Source organism: Terrimonas alba (assembly GCF_042434975.1).
Lineage (GTDB): Bacteria > Bacteroidota > Bacteroidia > Chitinophagales > Chitinophagaceae > Terrimonas_B > Terrimonas_B alba.
This window is the reverse complement of sequence record NZ_JBHMQM010000004.1, coordinates 349,832-367,486: the sequence shown is the minus strand read 5'-3', so window position 1 is coordinate 367,486 and position 17,655 is coordinate 349,832. Positions and strand designations below refer to the sequence as shown.

Genomic DNA, 17,655 nt, shown 5'->3' with positions numbered 1-17,655 from the left:
GAGTACGGCTTTGTTTAAAATGGAGATCCGCTACCCTCGATTATTGTCGTAGACGGAGCGGCCGGATTGAGAATAATGGCAATGATAAAAGCGAAAGCTGACACAATAATACCAACCATAAACACGCCATAAGCAAGCCTTACCAGCCGGTATTTTCTGCCTAACACTTTACCGAGGTAATAAATATCATCTACCAGTACGCCATATAGATAATTATGATCTTTCATCATGGTGCTCATGCCCCAGCGATACTCTTCCAGCTCACTTTTAAAAAAATTACCAAAAAACAACAAATTGGCTTTCTTATTGACAATATCTTCTCTTGTAAAATTTCCATTCGTGATCTTGGGCCTGGTAGCCAGGATGGAAATGACGATCGTTACGAGTGAACTGGCCAGGAATATCATGGTAGGGATCGCTAAATGTTTGTCCACTTCAATTTTTCTGATCAATACCGATAAAATCACTGATATAATAATAGCATTTACACTGATCAAAATATTGGCCTTATTATCGGCCATTTCACTAAGGCGCATATGGTTTTCGGAAGTCAGCCGCAGCATGGTTTGAATACCTTTGGTAATAAATCCGCTTTGCCTGGGCATGTTATCTTTTTTCTTATCCTTTTTGTCTCCTTGGGGAAAAATTGTATCACCTGTATTAAGCTCGCTCTTTTCTTCTATTTTTCTTTTCAGGTTTTCAATGTTTGCCTGTTTTTCTTTATCCAGCAGGTCTTTGCAATAAGAAGTATAAAATTTATGCGCTTCCAAAATCATCAATGTATTTTTTCTCCAATCCGCCGTTTCTGAGGCCATTTTTCTCAGCATCATTTCTTTCTTTAATAGCTTATCATTTTTTTTAAACTGGGGTGTGCCAAAATGATAGGTGTCTGCATCTTTCATGATTTCCTGCACCAGGCTTCGTGGCTCGGTGCTCAGTTTTGTTGCAAGAATGGTTTGCTCTATATCACCGGTATAATCGCTGTATTCTGCTTTATCGGCCATCCATTCCTTCATCATCTCCACACTTTTTAATTCATGATCTGCCGGAGGTGAAAAGAGATGACCAATATCATGGAACCAGGCGGCCATATTCAATACAAGTATATCTTTATCCGTCAACTCGTAGTGGGCGGCAATTTCATTTGCCCTGGCTACTATCTCTTTTGCATGCTCAAGATTATGATACAACAGGTTTTCGTGTGGCACTGAATCATAAATGGCTGTCACCTTTTCTTCGGCTTGCTTTACAATTTGTCGGTCATTATTTTTCATTTCTGCCTTCATTTTTTAATTGATAAAAACGATATGTTCTCCAGGCAATGCACTCCTAAAACGTCAAATTAAATTTAGATCCCAGTGAGAAATTCAATACCCTCTCCTCTTTTGAATAGCCGGCGGTAAAAGAAAGGATTACTACATTAAAGGGATTGTAATAAAATCCACCTCCCGCCACATAATGCCAGCGTTTACTATCCTCGCCCTTGTACCAAACCCGGCCAACATCATTAAATGCTACAAGGCCCACTTGCCCGGGAAAGATATAAGATCTGCTGTCAAACAATTTAATGCGCAATTCCAGGCTGCCATAGGCCATTGAATGACCGGCAAAACGATTTTTCCGGAAACCACGCAGTACATTGTTTTGTCCTAATGTCAATGCCTGGAAATATTCAATATCCTTGTTAAAGATATGTCCCGCACCAGCCTTGATAACACCTACTACCCTTGCCGGAATTTTAAGACTTGCGTAGATCACCATATCCGATTCGATCTTGTTTACGTCCTCGCTGTTTTTATTCAGCGGGTGCAGGTAAGTCAATTTATTAACGAAACGAATGCCTCTGGTCGGAAAAAGCTCATCATTCAAATTGTCTAATATGATAGCTGCTTTGAAGCCTGCATAGGTTTTTACATTATACACTTCAGCGGAATCCAATCCCACAGCTTCCGGTTTACCCAGGATATAATCCTCATTGTTTTCATAACGGTTCCAATAATGGAAAACTGTAGGTCCTGCAATAAGACTTAGCTTGTTAAAATAAGTTTTCCGGAACAGCAGGTCTGCAGCAACAAATTTGTAACGGACACGATAGAATTTTTTGGGTAATGATTTGTCCCTGACGGTGCTATTGCCAAAGCCAAAGAAATTATCCAATACCGGGTTGCTCACCTGCGCAGCACCAAGTATATCCAAAGTACCTAATGCCTGTATCTTTTCGTAATTGTATTTTACCTGGAACGCCTTTCTTGTAAGGGCAACTAAAGCCATCAGCTTATTCTCACTGGCAAAAGGTGTTTTCCTGAAACCATAATTACGAAACCAAAAACCGGTTCCGACTAAAAGCCCATCATCGCCATTAAGGCCTAACAGCAACCGGGGAAAACGGCGGAAAGGATAATTAAAGTGCTTGATCCGGAATTCATTGATGTTGGGATCATCATTGATATACTTCTTCGTACCGCGTACCGCTGAAAGAAAATTACTGTCTATGGTATTATCGTACACAAATGTTTTGAGCCGGCTTTTTATGAAAAAAGAATCATTGCCACGTCCACCGATCATCCTGATACGCATCGTGGAGTGCAGATTGCTGTCTACTTCAAATTTGTCTTCGCCATTAAAACCATACAGCCTGATTTCTCTTGTTACTTTTTGATCAAAGATCCGTTGATACATCACAAAATTTGTATCTGCCTGCTTGCGATAGGAGAAGACAGTAAGTTTTATACTATCGTTTACCGCACTCAGGGTAAATTTTTCGTTTTCATTGCTACCCAATATATCCACCTCCTGGGATAAAAATTTATAATATTTTAATGATCGCTCCTTTAGCAATTTTTTCCGGCTTATTAATTTGTCAACAAGCTTCTTTCCGCTGATCGCATATATTTCAGGTGGCATTTTATGTATGGCCTGGTTAATCTTTTGATCTGTGAGTTTGGCTGTAAAATCCGTCACCACCTTTTTCCAGGTATTTTCATCGATATTGTTCAGGAAAATCCTGTCAAAATCTTTTGCTACCGTATTCAGGTGATTGATGTCGGGGATCTTGTATTGCAATCCCTTCAAAAAAGGAAGCCGGCGTCTCGCCGCATATTTGACTATAAGACCATCTGAATAAAAAAAGGCCTGGTCCCTGTCACGTGGAATAGGTATATATAATTTACCCTGGCCCGTGTCACGGGTGGCCCATCTCCATTGATCAAAATGACGATCCCAATCGGCGATCAGCATATCCAATAGTCTTGCCCGCAACACGGCTTGCTGGTCTACCGTATGATCATTATCCTCCCGCATTTTATTAAACAACTGCAGCGAACTCTTGCTATCGCCTTTCTCATAGGCATCTTTTCTTTCCAGCAAGCAAATTTTGTTGGCAAAAAGAGGCTTGTAATAACCCAATGAAGGATCGTCGGGCACAAAGAAAAATTCAGGAGCTGATACTAAAATACCGGTTGTATCTGCTAAGGTTGGAACGGCGAGCGGCGCATAAGGATGCGCTGCCGAGATCATATCCTGTATAATATTGGAGGCAAAACTTTGCCGGAAGTTTTCCGGTATTGCTTTTTCAGGGTCTTTGTCAATGGTCCGCAATGTCCACTCTACTCCTTTTTTGTCTATTAATTTCAACGACTTTGTTTGTTTGCCACCCCCTACACCATCGATTTTAAACCCTCCTTTTTCTTTATTAATATTAAAAACTTTAAATAAAACTCTTGTCGACCATTCTTTCCTGTAATTGTTGCCATTAAAGACCTTTTGTGCCAACTTGGGATTTTTATATTGCTCGCTGGCAGGCGACTGCACAAAATCGCTGTAAACATAGGTCGCAGTAGTGACGGAATCGTTATTAGGTAAAGGAGGTAGTTTACTATAATCAAGAATCCGGTTTGAATAGGCCAGCTTAATAGAATCAACATGCTGCTTATCTACCGTATAAAAATTGGCTCTTACATTTTTGTTTTTTAATACATCCAGTGTAACAAAGCCAAGTGAACGGGCTATGAATTCAGCTTTTCGTCCCGGCGACACCCGCTGCGTTTTACAGCCACTTCCACTAACGATATAATTATAGCTGCTATCTTTTAAAAATTGCAAAGCATGCTCATGCCCGGCCACCATGATCACATGCGGATGGTTTTTTACCGTTGCCATGATGCGGTTGATCATATTAGTATAAGCCGGATGTTTGATGTCCTGTGGCGTACCAAAAATGCTGCGGGCAATCGGATAAGCCGAACCTAGTACAGGTAGTGGGATGTACAGGTTTGATCTCATTTCTGTAAAAGGAAACACATGTTGTTTGAATGTAAAATATCCGCCGTGTGGTCCATTGCTCTTGAAGGGATGGTGCGTAGCCAGTAAAACAAGCTTTTTATAATTCTTATTCAGGATATCTTCCAATTCGCCGATCACTTCGTCTTCAGTTTTGAATTCGCAATCTGATTCAATACCTGGTTTATCATTTGAATGTATCCACCACTGGCTGTCCATAATCACCAGGACGACATCATCCGATATATCAACTTCCACCGGCCCGGGACATCCTCCTTTTGGATAAAATTCAACCTTACCATCTCCATACTGGTCAACGTATAATTGCTGGCGAACAATGGCCTCATAACCTCTTACACCGCCATTTTCCCAGTCATGATTACCGGGAATCATATAGGCTTTTGCCTGTGTACCTTTTATCAGGTTGATTTGGGAATCCAGCGCAGCTTTTATATCGGAATAACGATTGAACGTTTCACTGGGCAAACCGGCATCATACAGGTTATCACCCAGGTAAACCAGGACAGTTTTCTTATCCAGTTTTACTGTTTTTTTTATGGCATCTAATACGGAAGCTTGTCCTTTTACCAGTGCACCTGCATCACCCACTAGTATCACCCTTGTCTTCACAGAGTCTGCCTGGGAGTTTGCAGACAGAAAACTTATAACCAAAGCACATGCTAACCCTAAATATCTCATCCCCTTTTGTTTTGATAAGTGAAAAAAAGTATGTCGGCGACGCCTACATCTGCAGCTTCATTCGAAATAATCAGGTCGCCTGCCGGTGTAAAAGTCAAACCCTCGGGCTGCTTGAATATGCCGGGATCAATCTTATAAGCCTGTTTGAATTGGCCATTAGTATCAGCCACCACCAGCAGTTTGTTTATCGCTGATATGATAAACAGCTCTCCTGTCTTTGGATTAATGGATGCTGCTGAAGGCTTGAAGCGGATTTTTTCTTCACCAATCGCAGCCGCAATTTTTGTGACATCAATCCGGAACGATGAATCACTGTATTGACCTGAATGCGGATCAAATGAAAAAGTGGTCAGCGATTTTTTCTTGTCCAACTCGCAATCTTTGCAAATGAGGATCATCTTTTGCTTTACCGGGTCATAATAAAGTATTTCAAATTCACTTACACTCTGTCCCGACTTATCAAAATAAAACTGCTGGACATTGACTGTGTTTTGTTCGGAGAAGGTCAACCGCATGATATTACCGTTGCTTTGCAACACGTAAAAGATGCTATCCAGCAAAACCACATCTTCAAAATCGGCGCCTGGCGAAAACTTCCATCGTTGTATTTCCCTGCCTCTTTTTTTTATTTTATATAACCACCCCTTCTCATCATTGATAGCAAATATGGAACTGTCAACAGGATAGTATGCAACACCGGAAATCTCGTCCAGTTCAAGCGGCAATTTTACCTGGATAGTGGTCTTCATATTATAACCCGGCGGACTTTTTACAATCGTCGGTTGGGTATCGGAACTGCATTGAATGAACAGGAAAGATAAAGTCATTCCAATACCTGTTATGTTTCTATAACAATCATGCATAATAATCCTATTGCCTTATTCCAAATCTTCTGCCATTATAGAAAAATTCGCAAAACATGGTCGTGGCTGAGATATTCTTGTTGGTTTCAGTCCTTAAACAAACCTGGTGTGCAAAATTTTCTACACTAAAGTTAAGCCGTCTTCTGACCCGGATATTATTTATAATGAATAACTTAAAAAAGCGATGTTCGGAGGGAAAAAACCTAACCTTATACTTAGAATTTCTTTAATTTTTTTAGAACAGAACTTGCCTGCCTGCTGGCAGGCGCCAATGTTAAGCTAATGATGATTTTCGCTGACCTTACCAGTATTATCAGCATTCTACTTTTAAAATTTAGAACATAGGAGCTTCTTAGATCGTAATAAAAATGGAGCGACGTTTTGCCTGAATAATATTTTTTGTCCGGTGCCCTTTGCCAGTAATGTCCTCTACCAATAACACATCACCGGCACCAAACTGGCGGATATCGCCCAATGATGTTTCGATCTGAATTTGTCCATCGAGCAGGATGATGTATTGTCGTTGCGGCGCGGTATGAAAATCGTAATCGTAGCCGGGCAAGACTTCACGAAAAATGATATTCTTTGCCGGATAATGATCCGATAACAAGCCAATATCGCCGGCATCCTTCAATGGTATTTGCAGGTCTTCAAAATGACTGTCGCCGTTTTCATCGCTGTAGATCCTTACTACATTAAACATCGTTGATTAATTAATTTTTAAAGATGACTTTATTGGCTGTTTCTATTTCGTCCTGGTTAATGGTGTGGCCCATGTTCCCGTATATTTTTTCTGTTACATTGGCGCCCATTGATTTCAGAATGTTCGTGGTGGCGTACACTCTTTCAACCGGCACATGTGGATCGGGATTGCTGCTGCCGATAAAAATGGGTGTGCCATTAAAATGTCCTTTATAGTTCTCGTGATAGATCTTATCACCGATCAAACCACCGGTAAATGCGGCTACACCTCCATAGCGATTAGCATTTCTCGTCACAAACTCCAGTGTCAAACAAGCCCCTTGGGAAAAACCAGCGAAAAAAATATTTTCAGCCAGAATGTTTTTGCTATATAAATCATCCAACAATTCTTTCAACAAGTCAAGTGCTGAAGAAAGCCATGGTTCATTTTCTTTTGGTGGTGCCAGGAAAGAATAAGGATACCAGGTATGATTGGTGGCTTGCGGCGCCAGTAAACTGAAATCTTTTACATTCAAATAACCGGCGATGGATAAAATATCCTCCGCACTTGCGCCCCTGCCATGCAACATGATCAAAACCTTGTTACCCTCTTCCAATTTCTTCCCTGCCGAAATAATATTCTTTGTGTGCATATTTATTTATAATTATCAATCTGTATGCTTACTCCAGATATCAGCATATTCATCCGGGTGTCGTTTAAACTGTGCATTGACAAAAGGACAAAGCGGTACTACCTTCAAATCATTTTTCCTTGCATAATCAACCATCGTTTCCAATAACTTTTTGGCAAAGCCTTTTCCCTCCAGTTTTGGTGACACTTCCGTGTGATACACGGTTAATTTATTACCGGCAATACTGATTTCCATTTCTCCCAATTGTTCATCCCCATCAACAATGTAAAAACCGCCATGGCTTTTTTCGTTCAGCTTTAATTGAATTTCTTCCATACTATCTATTTTATTAATGAAGAACAGGTAAAACTTCTTCTATCTGTTTGCGGCTGGGCTCATATTGTGCCGGCAACTTAAGATGTGTTCCTAATTCATTGACTGCTTCATCCACCGCAAATCCCGGATTATCGGTAGCAATTTCAAATAATACACCACCAGGTTCACGGAAGTACAATGAATAAAAATAATTGCGGTCTATTTTCTCCGTAATGTTGAGACCGGCGCTCAAAACTTTTTCCCGAAAGTTCATCAATACATCCTCATCCTTTACACGGAATGCTACATGATGATTGGTACCTGCTGCATTCAATCCTGGTTGCCCTTCCTTCAACTCTTCGAGATCTACAAAATTAGCCGTGCCGATAGCATCTGTAACAAAGCGAAAGCGATTTCCCTCCTGGCCAAATTGAGTATAACCAAATATGTCGGTCAACACCCTGGCGGTTCTGTCAATACTTTTTAATGAAAGAACCACACTATGAAAACCCTTTGCCGCTGCACCTTCGTTCACTTCCTTAGTAACCCAGGGCTTGCGGGTATCTTCTTTTGTTGGCTCGATTAAGTTGATGAGTAAGCCATCGGGATCGGCGAATTGCAAATATTTTTCACCAAATCTTTCAGCAATCTCCCCGTGTGTTATTTTAAACTCGTCAAATCTTTTTTTCCAAAAGTTCAGGCTATTGTCAGGTATGGAGTAACCAATTTCTGTTGCCATACCTGTGCCTATACGACCCGGCCTGGCCCCTTCCCAGGGGAAAAAGGTAAGAATAGAACCCGGAGTACCCACTTCATCGCCATAGTAAAAATGATACGTACCGGGATCATCAAAATTGACCGTTTTCTTCACCAGCCTGGCTCCGAATATTTTGGTATAAAACTCATAGTTCCGTTGTGCATCGCCTGCGATAGCCGTGATGTGGTGCAGACCCAATATTCTATTTTCCATAGTAGTATCTTTTATTTTTTAAATTTTAAAACTGAAACCGGGACAAATTTCCGGATAATAAAAATTACCGGGAATAGTTATATGGCGGATATTGTTGTATAAAATATGGTACCCCCTGCGGAGCTAAATAGTAACTTTGTAAATAATGTATTTTTCCCGGGCGTTTTTGACCATAATCATTACCCTATCTAATCAGAATCATAGCACAGGCCTGCTGTCCTTCATAGTTTTAAAAAATCGATTCACCCCCGATTCAAGCCATAAAAACACAAGGCCATGAAAAAATTTATAGCTGCCTTTGATGGTCTCCGGTTTTCAGAAAGCGTAATGGAATATGCTATTCTTCTCGCCAAACAAAGTAGTGCACACCTGGTTGGTGTTTTCCTGGATGATTATTTACGTCATAGTTATAAGATTTATGACCTGGTAACGAAAGAAGGTACTCCCGAGGTCAAACAAAAAAAACTGGAAGAAAAAGACAAAGCAACCCGGGCTGCCGCTGTCAGCCGGTTTGAAAATGCCTGTCGCCAGGCCGGGATGAACTATTCGGTGCATCATGACCGTGACACGGCTATATACGAATTATTACATGAAAGCATATATGCTGACCTGTTAATCGTCAACAGCAGCGAAACCTTAACGGCTTATACCGAAAAAATTCCCAGTGAGTTTATCCGTGACCTGCTTTCACATGTGCAATGCCCGGTTTTAATCGTACCCCAAAAGTTTAAACCTATTGAGAAACTCATCCTGCTTTATGACGGTGAACCTACATCGGTATATGCCATCAAAATGTTCAGCTATATGCTGCCTTCTTTAAAACAAACACCAACCGAGGTCATTTCGGCAAAAAGCGGGAATCAAACCCGTATCGTGCCGGATAAAAAATTGATGAAGGAGTTTATGAAGCGCCACTTTCCCCATGCTGCCTATTCTGTTTTCAAAGGCTTGCCCGAAACAGCAATCGTAAATTATTTGAAAAAGCAAAAAGGAAATCCCCTGGTGATCCTGGGTGCTTACCGGCGAAGTACCGTCTCCCGCTGGTTCAGGGCAAGCATGGCTGATGTGTTGATGAGAGACCTGAAACTCCCGCTATTTATTGCGCATAACAAATAGCCATATAAAATAATTTTTATGACCCCGAGCATGATAATGTTTTATCACACAGTGGAATGATTATTTGCGGGGTTTCCCGCTCAAAGCGGGACCAAAAACCTGTCTGCCGACAGGCAGGCAATAAAAAATAAACAGATGAAAACGATTATCGCCCCAACCGATTTTTCAGCCAATTCATTGAACGCTGTTAATTATGCCGCTGATATGGCCAATAGGCTGGACGCCCACTTAACCCTATTCCACGTATATACCATTCCTACACCGGCTATAGCTACCGAGGTATCCATACCGAGCTATGATATGGAAGCATTGGCTACAACGGCTGATGCAGATATACAAAAGCTAAAAGAAACCCTGCTAAGCCGCCTGAATGACCGGGTGATCATTCACACCGAAATAAGACCCGGCTATGTGATAAACGAATTGACAGCTTATGCAGACTCGGTAAAACCATTTGCTGTGGTAATGGGCGCAGAAACTACCAGTGCCTTTGAACGATTGTTGTTTGGCGGTAAGACAATAGCAGCTGTTAAAGATTTGCCCTGGCCATTGATCATTGTGCCACCAACAGCGAAGTTTACCAATATCCGCAAAGTAGGGTTGGCCTGTGATTTCAGGGAAGTAGTAGATTCTGTAAGAGTGCAGGAAATAAAAGAACTGGTGAAAGAATTCAACGCTGAATTGCATATACTACATGTAAGCGACAAGCCACAGGGCACGTTTAGTGCGGAAACAGTAGAAGAATCAGGCCTGTTACAGGAAATGCTGGACGACCTGCATCCGCAATACGATTTTCTGAACGCACCGGAGGTTGAAAAAGGTGTGGCTGATTTTGCAGAAGAAAACAAGCTTGACCTGCTGATAATAATTCCCAAAAGGCATAGTCTCTTTAGTAAAATATTCCATCACAGTCATTCCAAACAATTAGTGCTGCATACACAGGTACCCGTAATGTCACTACATGAATAACCGGCCAGGGCCTGTCAAAATGGAAAATTGCTCAAACTGTTACTAACGGCGGGGATCAATACTTCACCGGGATGAGGCTTAGCTGAGTCTTTTACACTCATCTGGACCGATATGTAAGTTGTTTCCCGCTATTTTTATTCTTGCATGGCAGAATCGAAATTAAAGGTCTCTTTCCTCTGTCGTTTCTCATCCGGGTGCCTGACATCAGTCATTTTTCAACGTTAGCGGAAAAGGTAACTTTTAAGATATAATTTTTTTATGAAATCGAAACCATCCGGGATCAATGCTTCGTGGCATGAAAAACATCCGATGCCAAACAATCCTTCTGTGCAACAACGTATTGACTGGCATCTTGAGCATTATAAAAATTGCGGCTGCCGGGATATACCAGGAAAGCTGAAAGAAGAAATGAAGAAGTTAAAAATAGAAATACCTGCATTATGAAAGGGTTAGAGGATACAACCTATTTGCTGATGTATAGCATTTCAAACGCTGTGGCGTTGTTGCTACTATGGGCGGCATGGAAGCGATCACGACTAGCCAGGCTATTATTCTTTTTATTATTTGGATGGGCAAGTTGGGCAAACTGGACTACTGCCCTTTACAATCCACAGTTTTATATTGAGTATGCTGATCTTACTTTTCTGAAGGTATACAAACAATTCATTCATGGATGGTTTAGCAACCATATTACGGAAGCTGTAGGTTTCATAGCCACTTGCCAGGCATTAATTGCTGTTTCTATGCTGCTGAAAGGATGGATTTTAAAAACAGGTGCCATTGGCGCTATTGTTTTCCTGCTTGCTATTGCACCATTAGGTGTGGGTTCGGCTTTTCCTTTTTCATTCATTGCCTCTGCTGCTTTGTATTTTATTCTCCGTAACCGCGAAAATGATTATTTGTGGATTAATAATAATTCAAAAGCTATATGGCAATAGCCCGCCAGCGATGGAAAAGAAGATTTCTTCGAACTGTAATAACTTTTTTAGTTATCATAGTTATATACAATTTGCTTATTCTTCCGTGGCTGTTGCGATGGGGATCCACGAAAGAAGAGTTTAGCCGCAGGTTGCCCGGCGATGAACTGGTCGCAAACAAAGAGTATAAGAATACATTAGCGGTTACAGTAAATGCTCCACCTTCCAGGATCTGGCCATGGGTTGTACAAATGGGCGTACATAAAGCCGGTTTCTACTCCTATACATGGATGGAAAATATGTTTGGCTGCAAACTTCGCAATGCTGACCGCATTCATCCTGAATGGCAGGACACAAAACCCGGCTACTACGAAGGCGTTTGCCAGGCTGCGGAAAAAAAGAATATGCCCGGATGGATCGTAACAATTATTGAACCCAATAAAGCATTTGTATGGAAAGGAAAAGATGCGGAGTGGATGATGGGTGTATATATTGATTCAATAAATGCCAATGCTTCAAGAATCATTACAAGGCAACAATTCGAAATGCCCAAAAGCTGGAGTTTTAAGTGGATGCTGGAAAAAGTTTGGTTCAGTTGGGCACATTGCATTATGCAAAAGGGAATGATAACCGGCATTAAGCAAAGAGTGGAAAAAAATTTTTAAAAAAATTTCAGGCAAAAAATATTTTTTGAAATTATTCTTGCGCCTGATAGTTATTTACGGGTTGATTCATCTTTTTGGCTTTGTTAAAGCATTTAATATTGTCGCAGAAAATAGCATACGCCCTGTAGCCTTAGGAAGAAAAAATTATTTGTTTGCCGGCTCTCACGAAACAGCGCAATGCAGTGCCATTCGATTCATTACCCGGAACATGCAAACTGCACAGCATAAATCCCTTTATCCGGCTACCAGCAGACGCTTAACTGAGTCTTTTAAAATAAAAGGTGAACAGGCGAAATACCGCCCTGATAAATTGGTAAGAGATCCACCGAACAAATTGAATGAAAATATTTTTTGTGCGGCTGTGATATTCGGTTGTAATGGGGATGCACTCTTCGCTAATAATTTTTTCCAACTTTTGTCGCACTTCTTTTGCAAAACCGGCATGATGCACATCGAGGTTTAGTTCGATACTGGCATAAGCACTGATATCATTAATGTTGTAGGAGCCAATGGTCATCCATTTATCATCACACACGGCCAGTTTACCATGCAGTACATTCTGCTGGTATTCGTATAACTCAACACCTTTCCGGAGCAACCAATCGTATAGCCATCGTTCAGCATGCTTGGCCAGCATGACATCGGAAGAGCCGGCAGCGATCACCTTTACACTGACGCCGCGTTTAATTGCCTGTACAATATTTCGACGGATTACTTTGCCGGGCAAAAAATAGCTGCAGAGAATGATGATGCCAGATTCAGCATTGTGCAGCATTTGAAGATAGGTTTTTGACACCTGGTTTTTTCCTCTCACCCAATCATTACGCCGCATCACAATTTCCACATCACCATTTGCTGCCGGCAGATTGGCCGGTCTTTCGCAAGGAGTCTTCGCCATTTTGGATGGGTACCCGTACCAGGTTTTCCAGCAAAGCAGGCAAAGCTCCCTGGCTATATCGCCTTCCGCATAGAGGGCAAAATCCAGCCAGGCTTTTTTATCGGGAAAATCATTATACCGGTCGGCAATATTAATGCCGCCAACCATGGCATATTTTGCATCCACCACCACCAGTTTATGATGCATTCGCCGCCCAAAATAAAAACGGCGACTTTTAAAAATGGGTTCAAAAAACCGGAAATGGATGCCTGCCTCTTTTAATTCACCGATAAACCTGCGGTGCAATGCCTGCGAAGCATAACCATCTGTCAGGAGGTACACCTGCACGTTTCGCTGGCTGGCCTTCTTCAGTGCATTTGCTACCAACACACCCGTTTCGTCATCATTAAAAATATAAGTCTGCAAATGGATGCTGTCGACAGCCTGCCCGATCAATTGCAGCAACAAATCAAAATACTCTTTTCCGCCACTAATCAACCGCATTGGCGTAGTAGCTGAAGACTTTGTCTCTTGCGAACCTGGTAATATCGTCACGTTGGCCGGCAATGGTGGATACTTCGATTTGTAAAAAATGAATAAAAAACTTGCCTTAAAATTACTACATAGATAGTTCTTTCACCAGCTTAATTCGTGGCGGGTATATTCCAAATTCTTGCTTTTGATGTTTTGCCCTTATGTGATCTATGTTTTATTGCGGTTCAAATTTTTTTCACCCAGGGCCCAATAGAAGCATAGCATTACACCCCGAAGATTAAATAACACATTGAAAATTTGAGGTGGCCTTCCCGGCAGAAATGATGATAAAATATGATAATAGTCAGCAAACCTGGCAACTGCATGTTTTACGAAATAATCAGCCTGGGATTTTATCCGGCATTAAATTGTTGAAAGCAAAATAGCCCCTAGTGTGCAAGCTCCGGATGTCTTCCTTCTTTATCCAGCACAGCCACAATCTGGTCATAATACATTTTTGCCCGTTCCGCTGTACTGCCAATACAAATGACACCTAATTTGCCAAACTGGGACAGGGCGCCGATCAGGTGAAAAATTACTCCTTCCTGGTGAGTACCGTCATAGTTCAAATCGTTCATCATGGCAATATCAATCAGGTCATGTGGCGTAAGCCCGATATAGCGTTCGCTTTTTAGATTATCAGAACTAAAATAATAGCGAACCTGTCCGCTGGCGGTATAATACAAACCTTTTTCGGGATCGTAGGCGCCATCGGTTAAGAATTGCAGCATCAGTAGCGGATGCGTGGTGCCGCCTTTACGCAGGTTGATCTCGATAGCGTAATGTTTCCATTCATCACCTTCCTGCACAGAAATAAAATCAACGGCAAATCGTCCCAGCACACCTCTTTCCTGTAAAGCCTCCGCCACTTTTTTCCCCATGCGACCGATGGCAACAGCATAAGCCGGCTGCGCCGGAAAATAAGCCCCGAGAAATACCTGACCGCTTTCACCACCCAGCAGCTGATCATGCGTAGATGCCACCCGGCAAACGCCATCGGGATCAATGCGACATTGTACCGAAGGAGATTCTTTTATATTTCCTTCTACAAACGCTTCAACAATACCACCCATCTCCCGGAACTTACTAAAGAAAGCATCACAAGTCAGATCATCGGCCACCATTTTCAGGCGATTGGTCAATTGCTCTTTTATCCATTGTTTCCAATCGGATTGCTCCCCTGCATTTTCAAAAGAAAAAATGCCATTGCCTTCCCCGGAAAAGCCATCATTTATTTTCACCACCGCTTTTCGAAGGCCAGGGTTTTGCGATTTTAAAGCAGCCAATGCATCGATGATATCTTCCAGCGAGTACAAGTCTTCAAACCCAGCCGGCATTGGCAAGCCGCATTCCCTGAAAATCTTACGGCTGTTGCTTTTGCTGCCCAGGCTCAGCAGGTCAGGGTCGCAGCCAAAAATGGGAATATTCAATCGCACGGCGAGGCTGCGTTCATGATGTGTAACGTTAAAGCAAGCCATGTGTGCCGCATGACCTTCCGGGATACTTTTTTTTATTCGCTCGATCAACCGCGGCCGTTCAAGAATTTTTTCAGTCAGTGATTTAGATGACGCATCATAACAACTCAATAAGGTAAGTCGTTGCAACGCATGATAACCGGTGATGCCCGGAAGCAAATGCAAATAATAGTCGATAATAGCGGGATCGATAGTAGTGCTGGTGACATACACGACATGTGTGCGGGGCATACGCAACAGCATCAGCAGGCAGAGCAATCGTTCTTCGTAATGCACCACTCCTTTTACTTTCGACAGAATTTCCTGGTCGAGGGTAAGCGAGGGAATAATGATCACTGTTTTCGGCGCCAGCTTATCGGGGAATGCTTTTTCAAACTGGTCTTTGAATTGCTCCTGTATTTTTTTAAACAAGAGGGCTTCTTGTGCGGAGCCGGGTTCGGGCACCGAAATGGTCAGTCCATTTGTTTCGGGCACAGCAAACAGGGTGGCGGTTGACTCTTCTTGCATAAATATTTTTTTTCTTTTTACACCAGTACGAACGAGTAAATAACAGGAAGTAATCAACAGGGTGGAATTGGAATTAAAGCTACAAAATAGGTGGGAGAGTTTTTATGAACCTGTTGCGGCGCAATAAAGATGATTTTTATTGTTCCCTGTGAAAATCAAGGTTTTTAAATCTCGTGGAGGTCAAAGATATACGATGGATAATTGTATTTATTAAATGTAGTCCCGACAGGAATCGAACCTGTATCAAAAGTTTAGGAAACTTCTATTCTATCCATTGAACTACGGGACCTAATCTTCAGCAAGCTTCAGACAGGGCGGCAAAAATAATATATTTCAGGTCAATTGCGGCAGTCAATTCCTGCTAACATTTACTGCACTAATTGTTCTATCTTTCCCGCCCAAATAAACAGGCATATGAAAAAGCAATTTCTAATATATACCCTGGCATTCATGGCATTTTTTTATACCCCGGCCGACTTGGCAGCACAATCCGGAAAACCCAAAGCCCGTCTCAATCATATCGCCATTTATGTGGTGGACCTGCAGGTAAGCACGGCATTTTACCGGGATATTATCGGACTGGATACTATTCCCGAACCGTTTCATGATGGCAAACATACCTGGTTCAGCATCGGGCCGTTAAGCCATTTGCATGTCATCAGCGGCGCTGCGGCCCCCTCGGTACATAATAAAAATGCACATCTCTGTTTTTCCGTGGCTTCGGTGGATGATTTTACAAAAATTCTCGCCAAACACAATATTGAATATGAGGACTGGGCCGGGCAGAAAAAAAGCATTCAGACGCGGGTAGATGGCGTAAAACAGATCTGGTTCAAGGACCCGGACGGTTACTGGATCGAGATCAATGATGCCAAAGAATGATCCCCCGGGGACATTTATAAATTGAACCCTGCCTCCTATCTTCGCCGCCTTAATTAAAAAAGCATGACGGGCATTGACGGCGTTGCACTACAAAAAGTGATCATTCATAAAATAGGAAATCCCAGCCGGGGTGAAGAGCTGCAACTTTCTGATAAACTACTCACGATTGACGATGAAATAGTCACCCGGCTGCTGACCAGCTATTTCTTAAAACCATTTAATGAAAATGAGCTGTACCAGTTCACCCATCTCAGCGATCTTTCTCTCAACGAAGTCTATACCTATATAAGCCGGTTATTTGAAAATCCGGAAAGCTTTGTGGAACAGTCGGCTCTGCTGGCACAATTCCTTTACAGCAAATCCACCCACAGCAAGGTAAAGGAAGGCGAATTGTACGTGGCCCTGTTTGACGAAGTGCCATTTGAAAAAGAAACCATGCAGGCTATCGGCATTTTCAAATCAGAAACCAAAGAGACATTTTTGAAACTTTTCCCGCGGGAAAAAGATTGGGAACTGACGCAGGAAGAAGGCATCAATATCAACAAGCTGGATAAAGGTTGCCTGGTGTTTAAAACTGATACCGCTGAGGGTTTCAAAGTATGCGTAGTTGATAACACCAACAAACAACAGGATGCGCAATACTGGGTCACTGATTTTTTACAGGTAAGTCCTGTTTCAGACAGCTATCATCATACCGACAAATACCTGAGCCTTTGCAAAAGTTTTGTCACCAATGAGTACGCTGAAAAATTCGAGGTTAGCAAAAGCGACCAACTGGAACTGCTGAACCGCTCGATGGATTATTTCAAAACCAAAGAGCAGTTTAACCTGCAGGAATTTACCGAAGAAGTGATCCATCACCCCGAAGTGGTAAACACGTTTATGGATTACAAGCGCAACTTCGAAGCCTCCCGCCAATTTGAGATCGAAGATGAATTTGATATTCACCTCGCCGCCGTCAAAAAACAACAACGGGTTTTTAAAAGCGTTTTAAAACTGGATAAGAATTTTCATATTTATATTCATGGCCGTCGTGACCTGATCGAAAAAGGTGTGGATGAAATGACGGGGAAGAAGTATTATAAGATCTACTACGAAGAAGAGAGCTAGAGAGTTGGGAGTCTGCAGTCTGGAGTATTGAGACGAGGACAAAAGAGAAAACGAAAAAGTAAAATTCTACAAGCTCAACAAAGTTTCCGGCTTCAGGGAGAACTCCAAACTATCGACTCCTGACTACCGACTCCCGACTATCGACTCCTGGCTCAGAACTCCCAA

Annotated in this window: 16 protein-coding genes, 1 tRNA gene and 1 pseudogene; 8 read left to right on the top strand and 10 right to left on the bottom strand. The window is 42.0% G+C overall.

Annotated features, from left to right (window positions below; translation table 11 throughout):
* Positions 1-14: 14 nt before the first annotated feature.
* The 7 genes from ACFEL9_RS13520 to ACFEL9_RS13490 all read right to left on the bottom strand — a co-directional run bounded on the left by ACFEL9_RS13520 (position 15) and on the right by ACFEL9_RS13490 (position 8,438).
* The gene (locus tag ACFEL9_RS13520; RefSeq protein ID WP_385890833.1) at positions 15-1,274 is read right to left on the bottom strand and encodes a Pycsar system effector family protein; all 1,260 of its coding nucleotides are present in this window, start codon (positions 1,272-1,274) and stop codon (positions 15-17) included.
* Positions 1,275-1,329: 55 nt separating this feature from the next.
* On the bottom strand, positions 1,330-4,977 hold the full coding sequence (locus ACFEL9_RS13515; RefSeq protein WP_385890831.1) for a BamA/TamA family outer membrane protein: 3,648 nt from the start codon (positions 4,975-4,977) through the stop codon (positions 1,330-1,332).
* On the bottom strand, positions 4,974-5,804 hold the full coding sequence (locus ACFEL9_RS13510) for an SdiA-regulated domain-containing protein (RefSeq protein ID WP_385890828.1): 831 nt from the start codon (positions 5,802-5,804) through the stop codon (positions 4,974-4,976). The genes ACFEL9_RS13515 and ACFEL9_RS13510 overlap by 4 nt, the downstream gene beginning before the upstream one ends.
* Positions 5,805-6,192: 388 nt before the next feature.
* A complete protein-coding gene (locus tag ACFEL9_RS13505) occupies positions 6,193-6,543 on the bottom strand; it encodes a cupin domain-containing protein (protein WP_385890826.1) in 351 nt (116 codons plus the stop codon).
* Between the two features lie 10 nt (positions 6,544-6,553).
* The gene (locus tag ACFEL9_RS13500) at positions 6,554-7,174 is read right to left on the bottom strand and encodes an alpha/beta hydrolase (RefSeq protein ID WP_385890824.1); all 621 of its coding nucleotides are present in this window, start codon (positions 7,172-7,174) and stop codon (positions 6,554-6,556) included.
* Positions 7,175-7,189: 15 nt separating this feature from the next.
* Positions 7,190-7,489, bottom strand: a complete 300-nt coding sequence (locus tag ACFEL9_RS13495) for a GNAT family N-acetyltransferase (RefSeq protein WP_385890822.1) — start codon at positions 7,487-7,489, stop codon at positions 7,190-7,192.
* Between the two features lie 13 nt (positions 7,490-7,502).
* A complete protein-coding gene (locus tag ACFEL9_RS13490) occupies positions 7,503-8,438 on the bottom strand; it encodes a ring-cleaving dioxygenase (RefSeq protein WP_385890820.1) in 936 nt (311 codons plus the stop codon).
* A gap of 276 nt (positions 8,439-8,714) precedes the next feature.
* On the opposite strand from ACFEL9_RS13490, the gene ACFEL9_RS13485 reads away from it, so the two are divergent.
* The 6 genes and pseudogenes from ACFEL9_RS13485 to ACFEL9_RS13460 all read left to right on the top strand — a co-directional run.
* Positions 8,715-9,554 carry a universal stress protein gene (locus ACFEL9_RS13485; RefSeq protein WP_385890817.1) on the top strand — a complete coding sequence of 280 codons (840 nt, stop codon included), beginning with the start codon at positions 8,715-8,717 and terminating at the stop codon, positions 9,552-9,554.
* A 135-nt stretch (positions 9,555-9,689) separates the two neighbouring features.
* Positions 9,690-10,523, top strand: coding sequence for a universal stress protein (locus ACFEL9_RS13480; RefSeq protein WP_385890814.1), 834 nt, complete (start codon positions 9,690-9,692; stop codon positions 10,521-10,523).
* A gap of 258 nt (positions 10,524-10,781) precedes the next feature.
* Complete coding sequence (locus ACFEL9_RS13475) at positions 10,782-10,967, top strand: hypothetical protein (protein ID WP_385890811.1); 186 nt, start codon at positions 10,782-10,784, stop codon at positions 10,965-10,967.
* On the top strand, positions 10,964-11,461 hold the full coding sequence (locus ACFEL9_RS13470) for a hypothetical protein (RefSeq protein ID WP_385890808.1): 498 nt from the start codon (positions 10,964-10,966) through the stop codon (positions 11,459-11,461). Before ACFEL9_RS13475 ends, ACFEL9_RS13470 begins: the two co-directional genes overlap by 4 nt.
* Positions 11,452-12,105, top strand: a complete 654-nt coding sequence (locus ACFEL9_RS13465; RefSeq protein ID WP_385890807.1) for a hypothetical protein — start codon at positions 11,452-11,454, stop codon at positions 12,103-12,105. Before ACFEL9_RS13470 ends, ACFEL9_RS13465 begins: the two co-directional genes overlap by 10 nt.
* 100 nt (positions 12,106-12,205) lie before the next feature.
* Positions 12,206-12,338, top strand: a pseudogene (locus ACFEL9_RS13460) (IS66 family transposase); the annotation flags it as partial.
* 23 nt (positions 12,339-12,361) lie between these two features.
* Here the strand turns inward: ACFEL9_RS13460 and ACFEL9_RS13455 are convergent.
* The 3 genes from ACFEL9_RS13455 to ACFEL9_RS13445 all read right to left on the bottom strand — a co-directional run bounded on the left by ACFEL9_RS13455 (position 12,362) and on the right by ACFEL9_RS13445 (position 15,787).
* Positions 12,362-13,537 carry a phospholipase D-like domain-containing protein gene (locus ACFEL9_RS13455; protein ID WP_385890805.1) on the bottom strand — a complete coding sequence of 392 codons (1,176 nt, stop codon included), beginning with the start codon at positions 13,535-13,537 and terminating at the stop codon, positions 12,362-12,364.
* A gap of 368 nt (positions 13,538-13,905) precedes the next feature.
* Positions 13,906-15,498 (bottom strand): peptide ligase PGM1-related protein, encoded by a 1,593-nt coding sequence (locus tag ACFEL9_RS13450; protein WP_385890803.1) that lies wholly within the window; start codon positions 15,496-15,498, stop codon positions 13,906-13,908.
* A 217-nt stretch (positions 15,499-15,715) separates the two neighbouring features.
* Positions 15,716-15,787: transfer RNA gene (locus ACFEL9_RS13445), tRNA-Arg, on the bottom strand.
* A gap of 125 nt (positions 15,788-15,912) precedes the next feature.
* Here ACFEL9_RS13445 and ACFEL9_RS13440 point away from each other — a divergent pair.
* Together ACFEL9_RS13440 and ACFEL9_RS13435 are read left to right on the top strand one after the other, a co-directional pair.
* Positions 15,913-16,380 (top strand): VOC family protein, encoded by a 468-nt coding sequence (locus ACFEL9_RS13440; RefSeq protein ID WP_385890800.1) that lies wholly within the window; start codon positions 15,913-15,915, stop codon positions 16,378-16,380.
* A 63-nt stretch (positions 16,381-16,443) separates the two neighbouring features.
* Positions 16,444-17,490 (top strand): nucleoid-associated protein, encoded by a 1,047-nt coding sequence (locus ACFEL9_RS13435; protein ID WP_385890797.1) that lies wholly within the window; start codon positions 16,444-16,446, stop codon positions 17,488-17,490.
* The last annotated feature ends 165 nt before the right edge of the window (positions 17,491-17,655 follow it).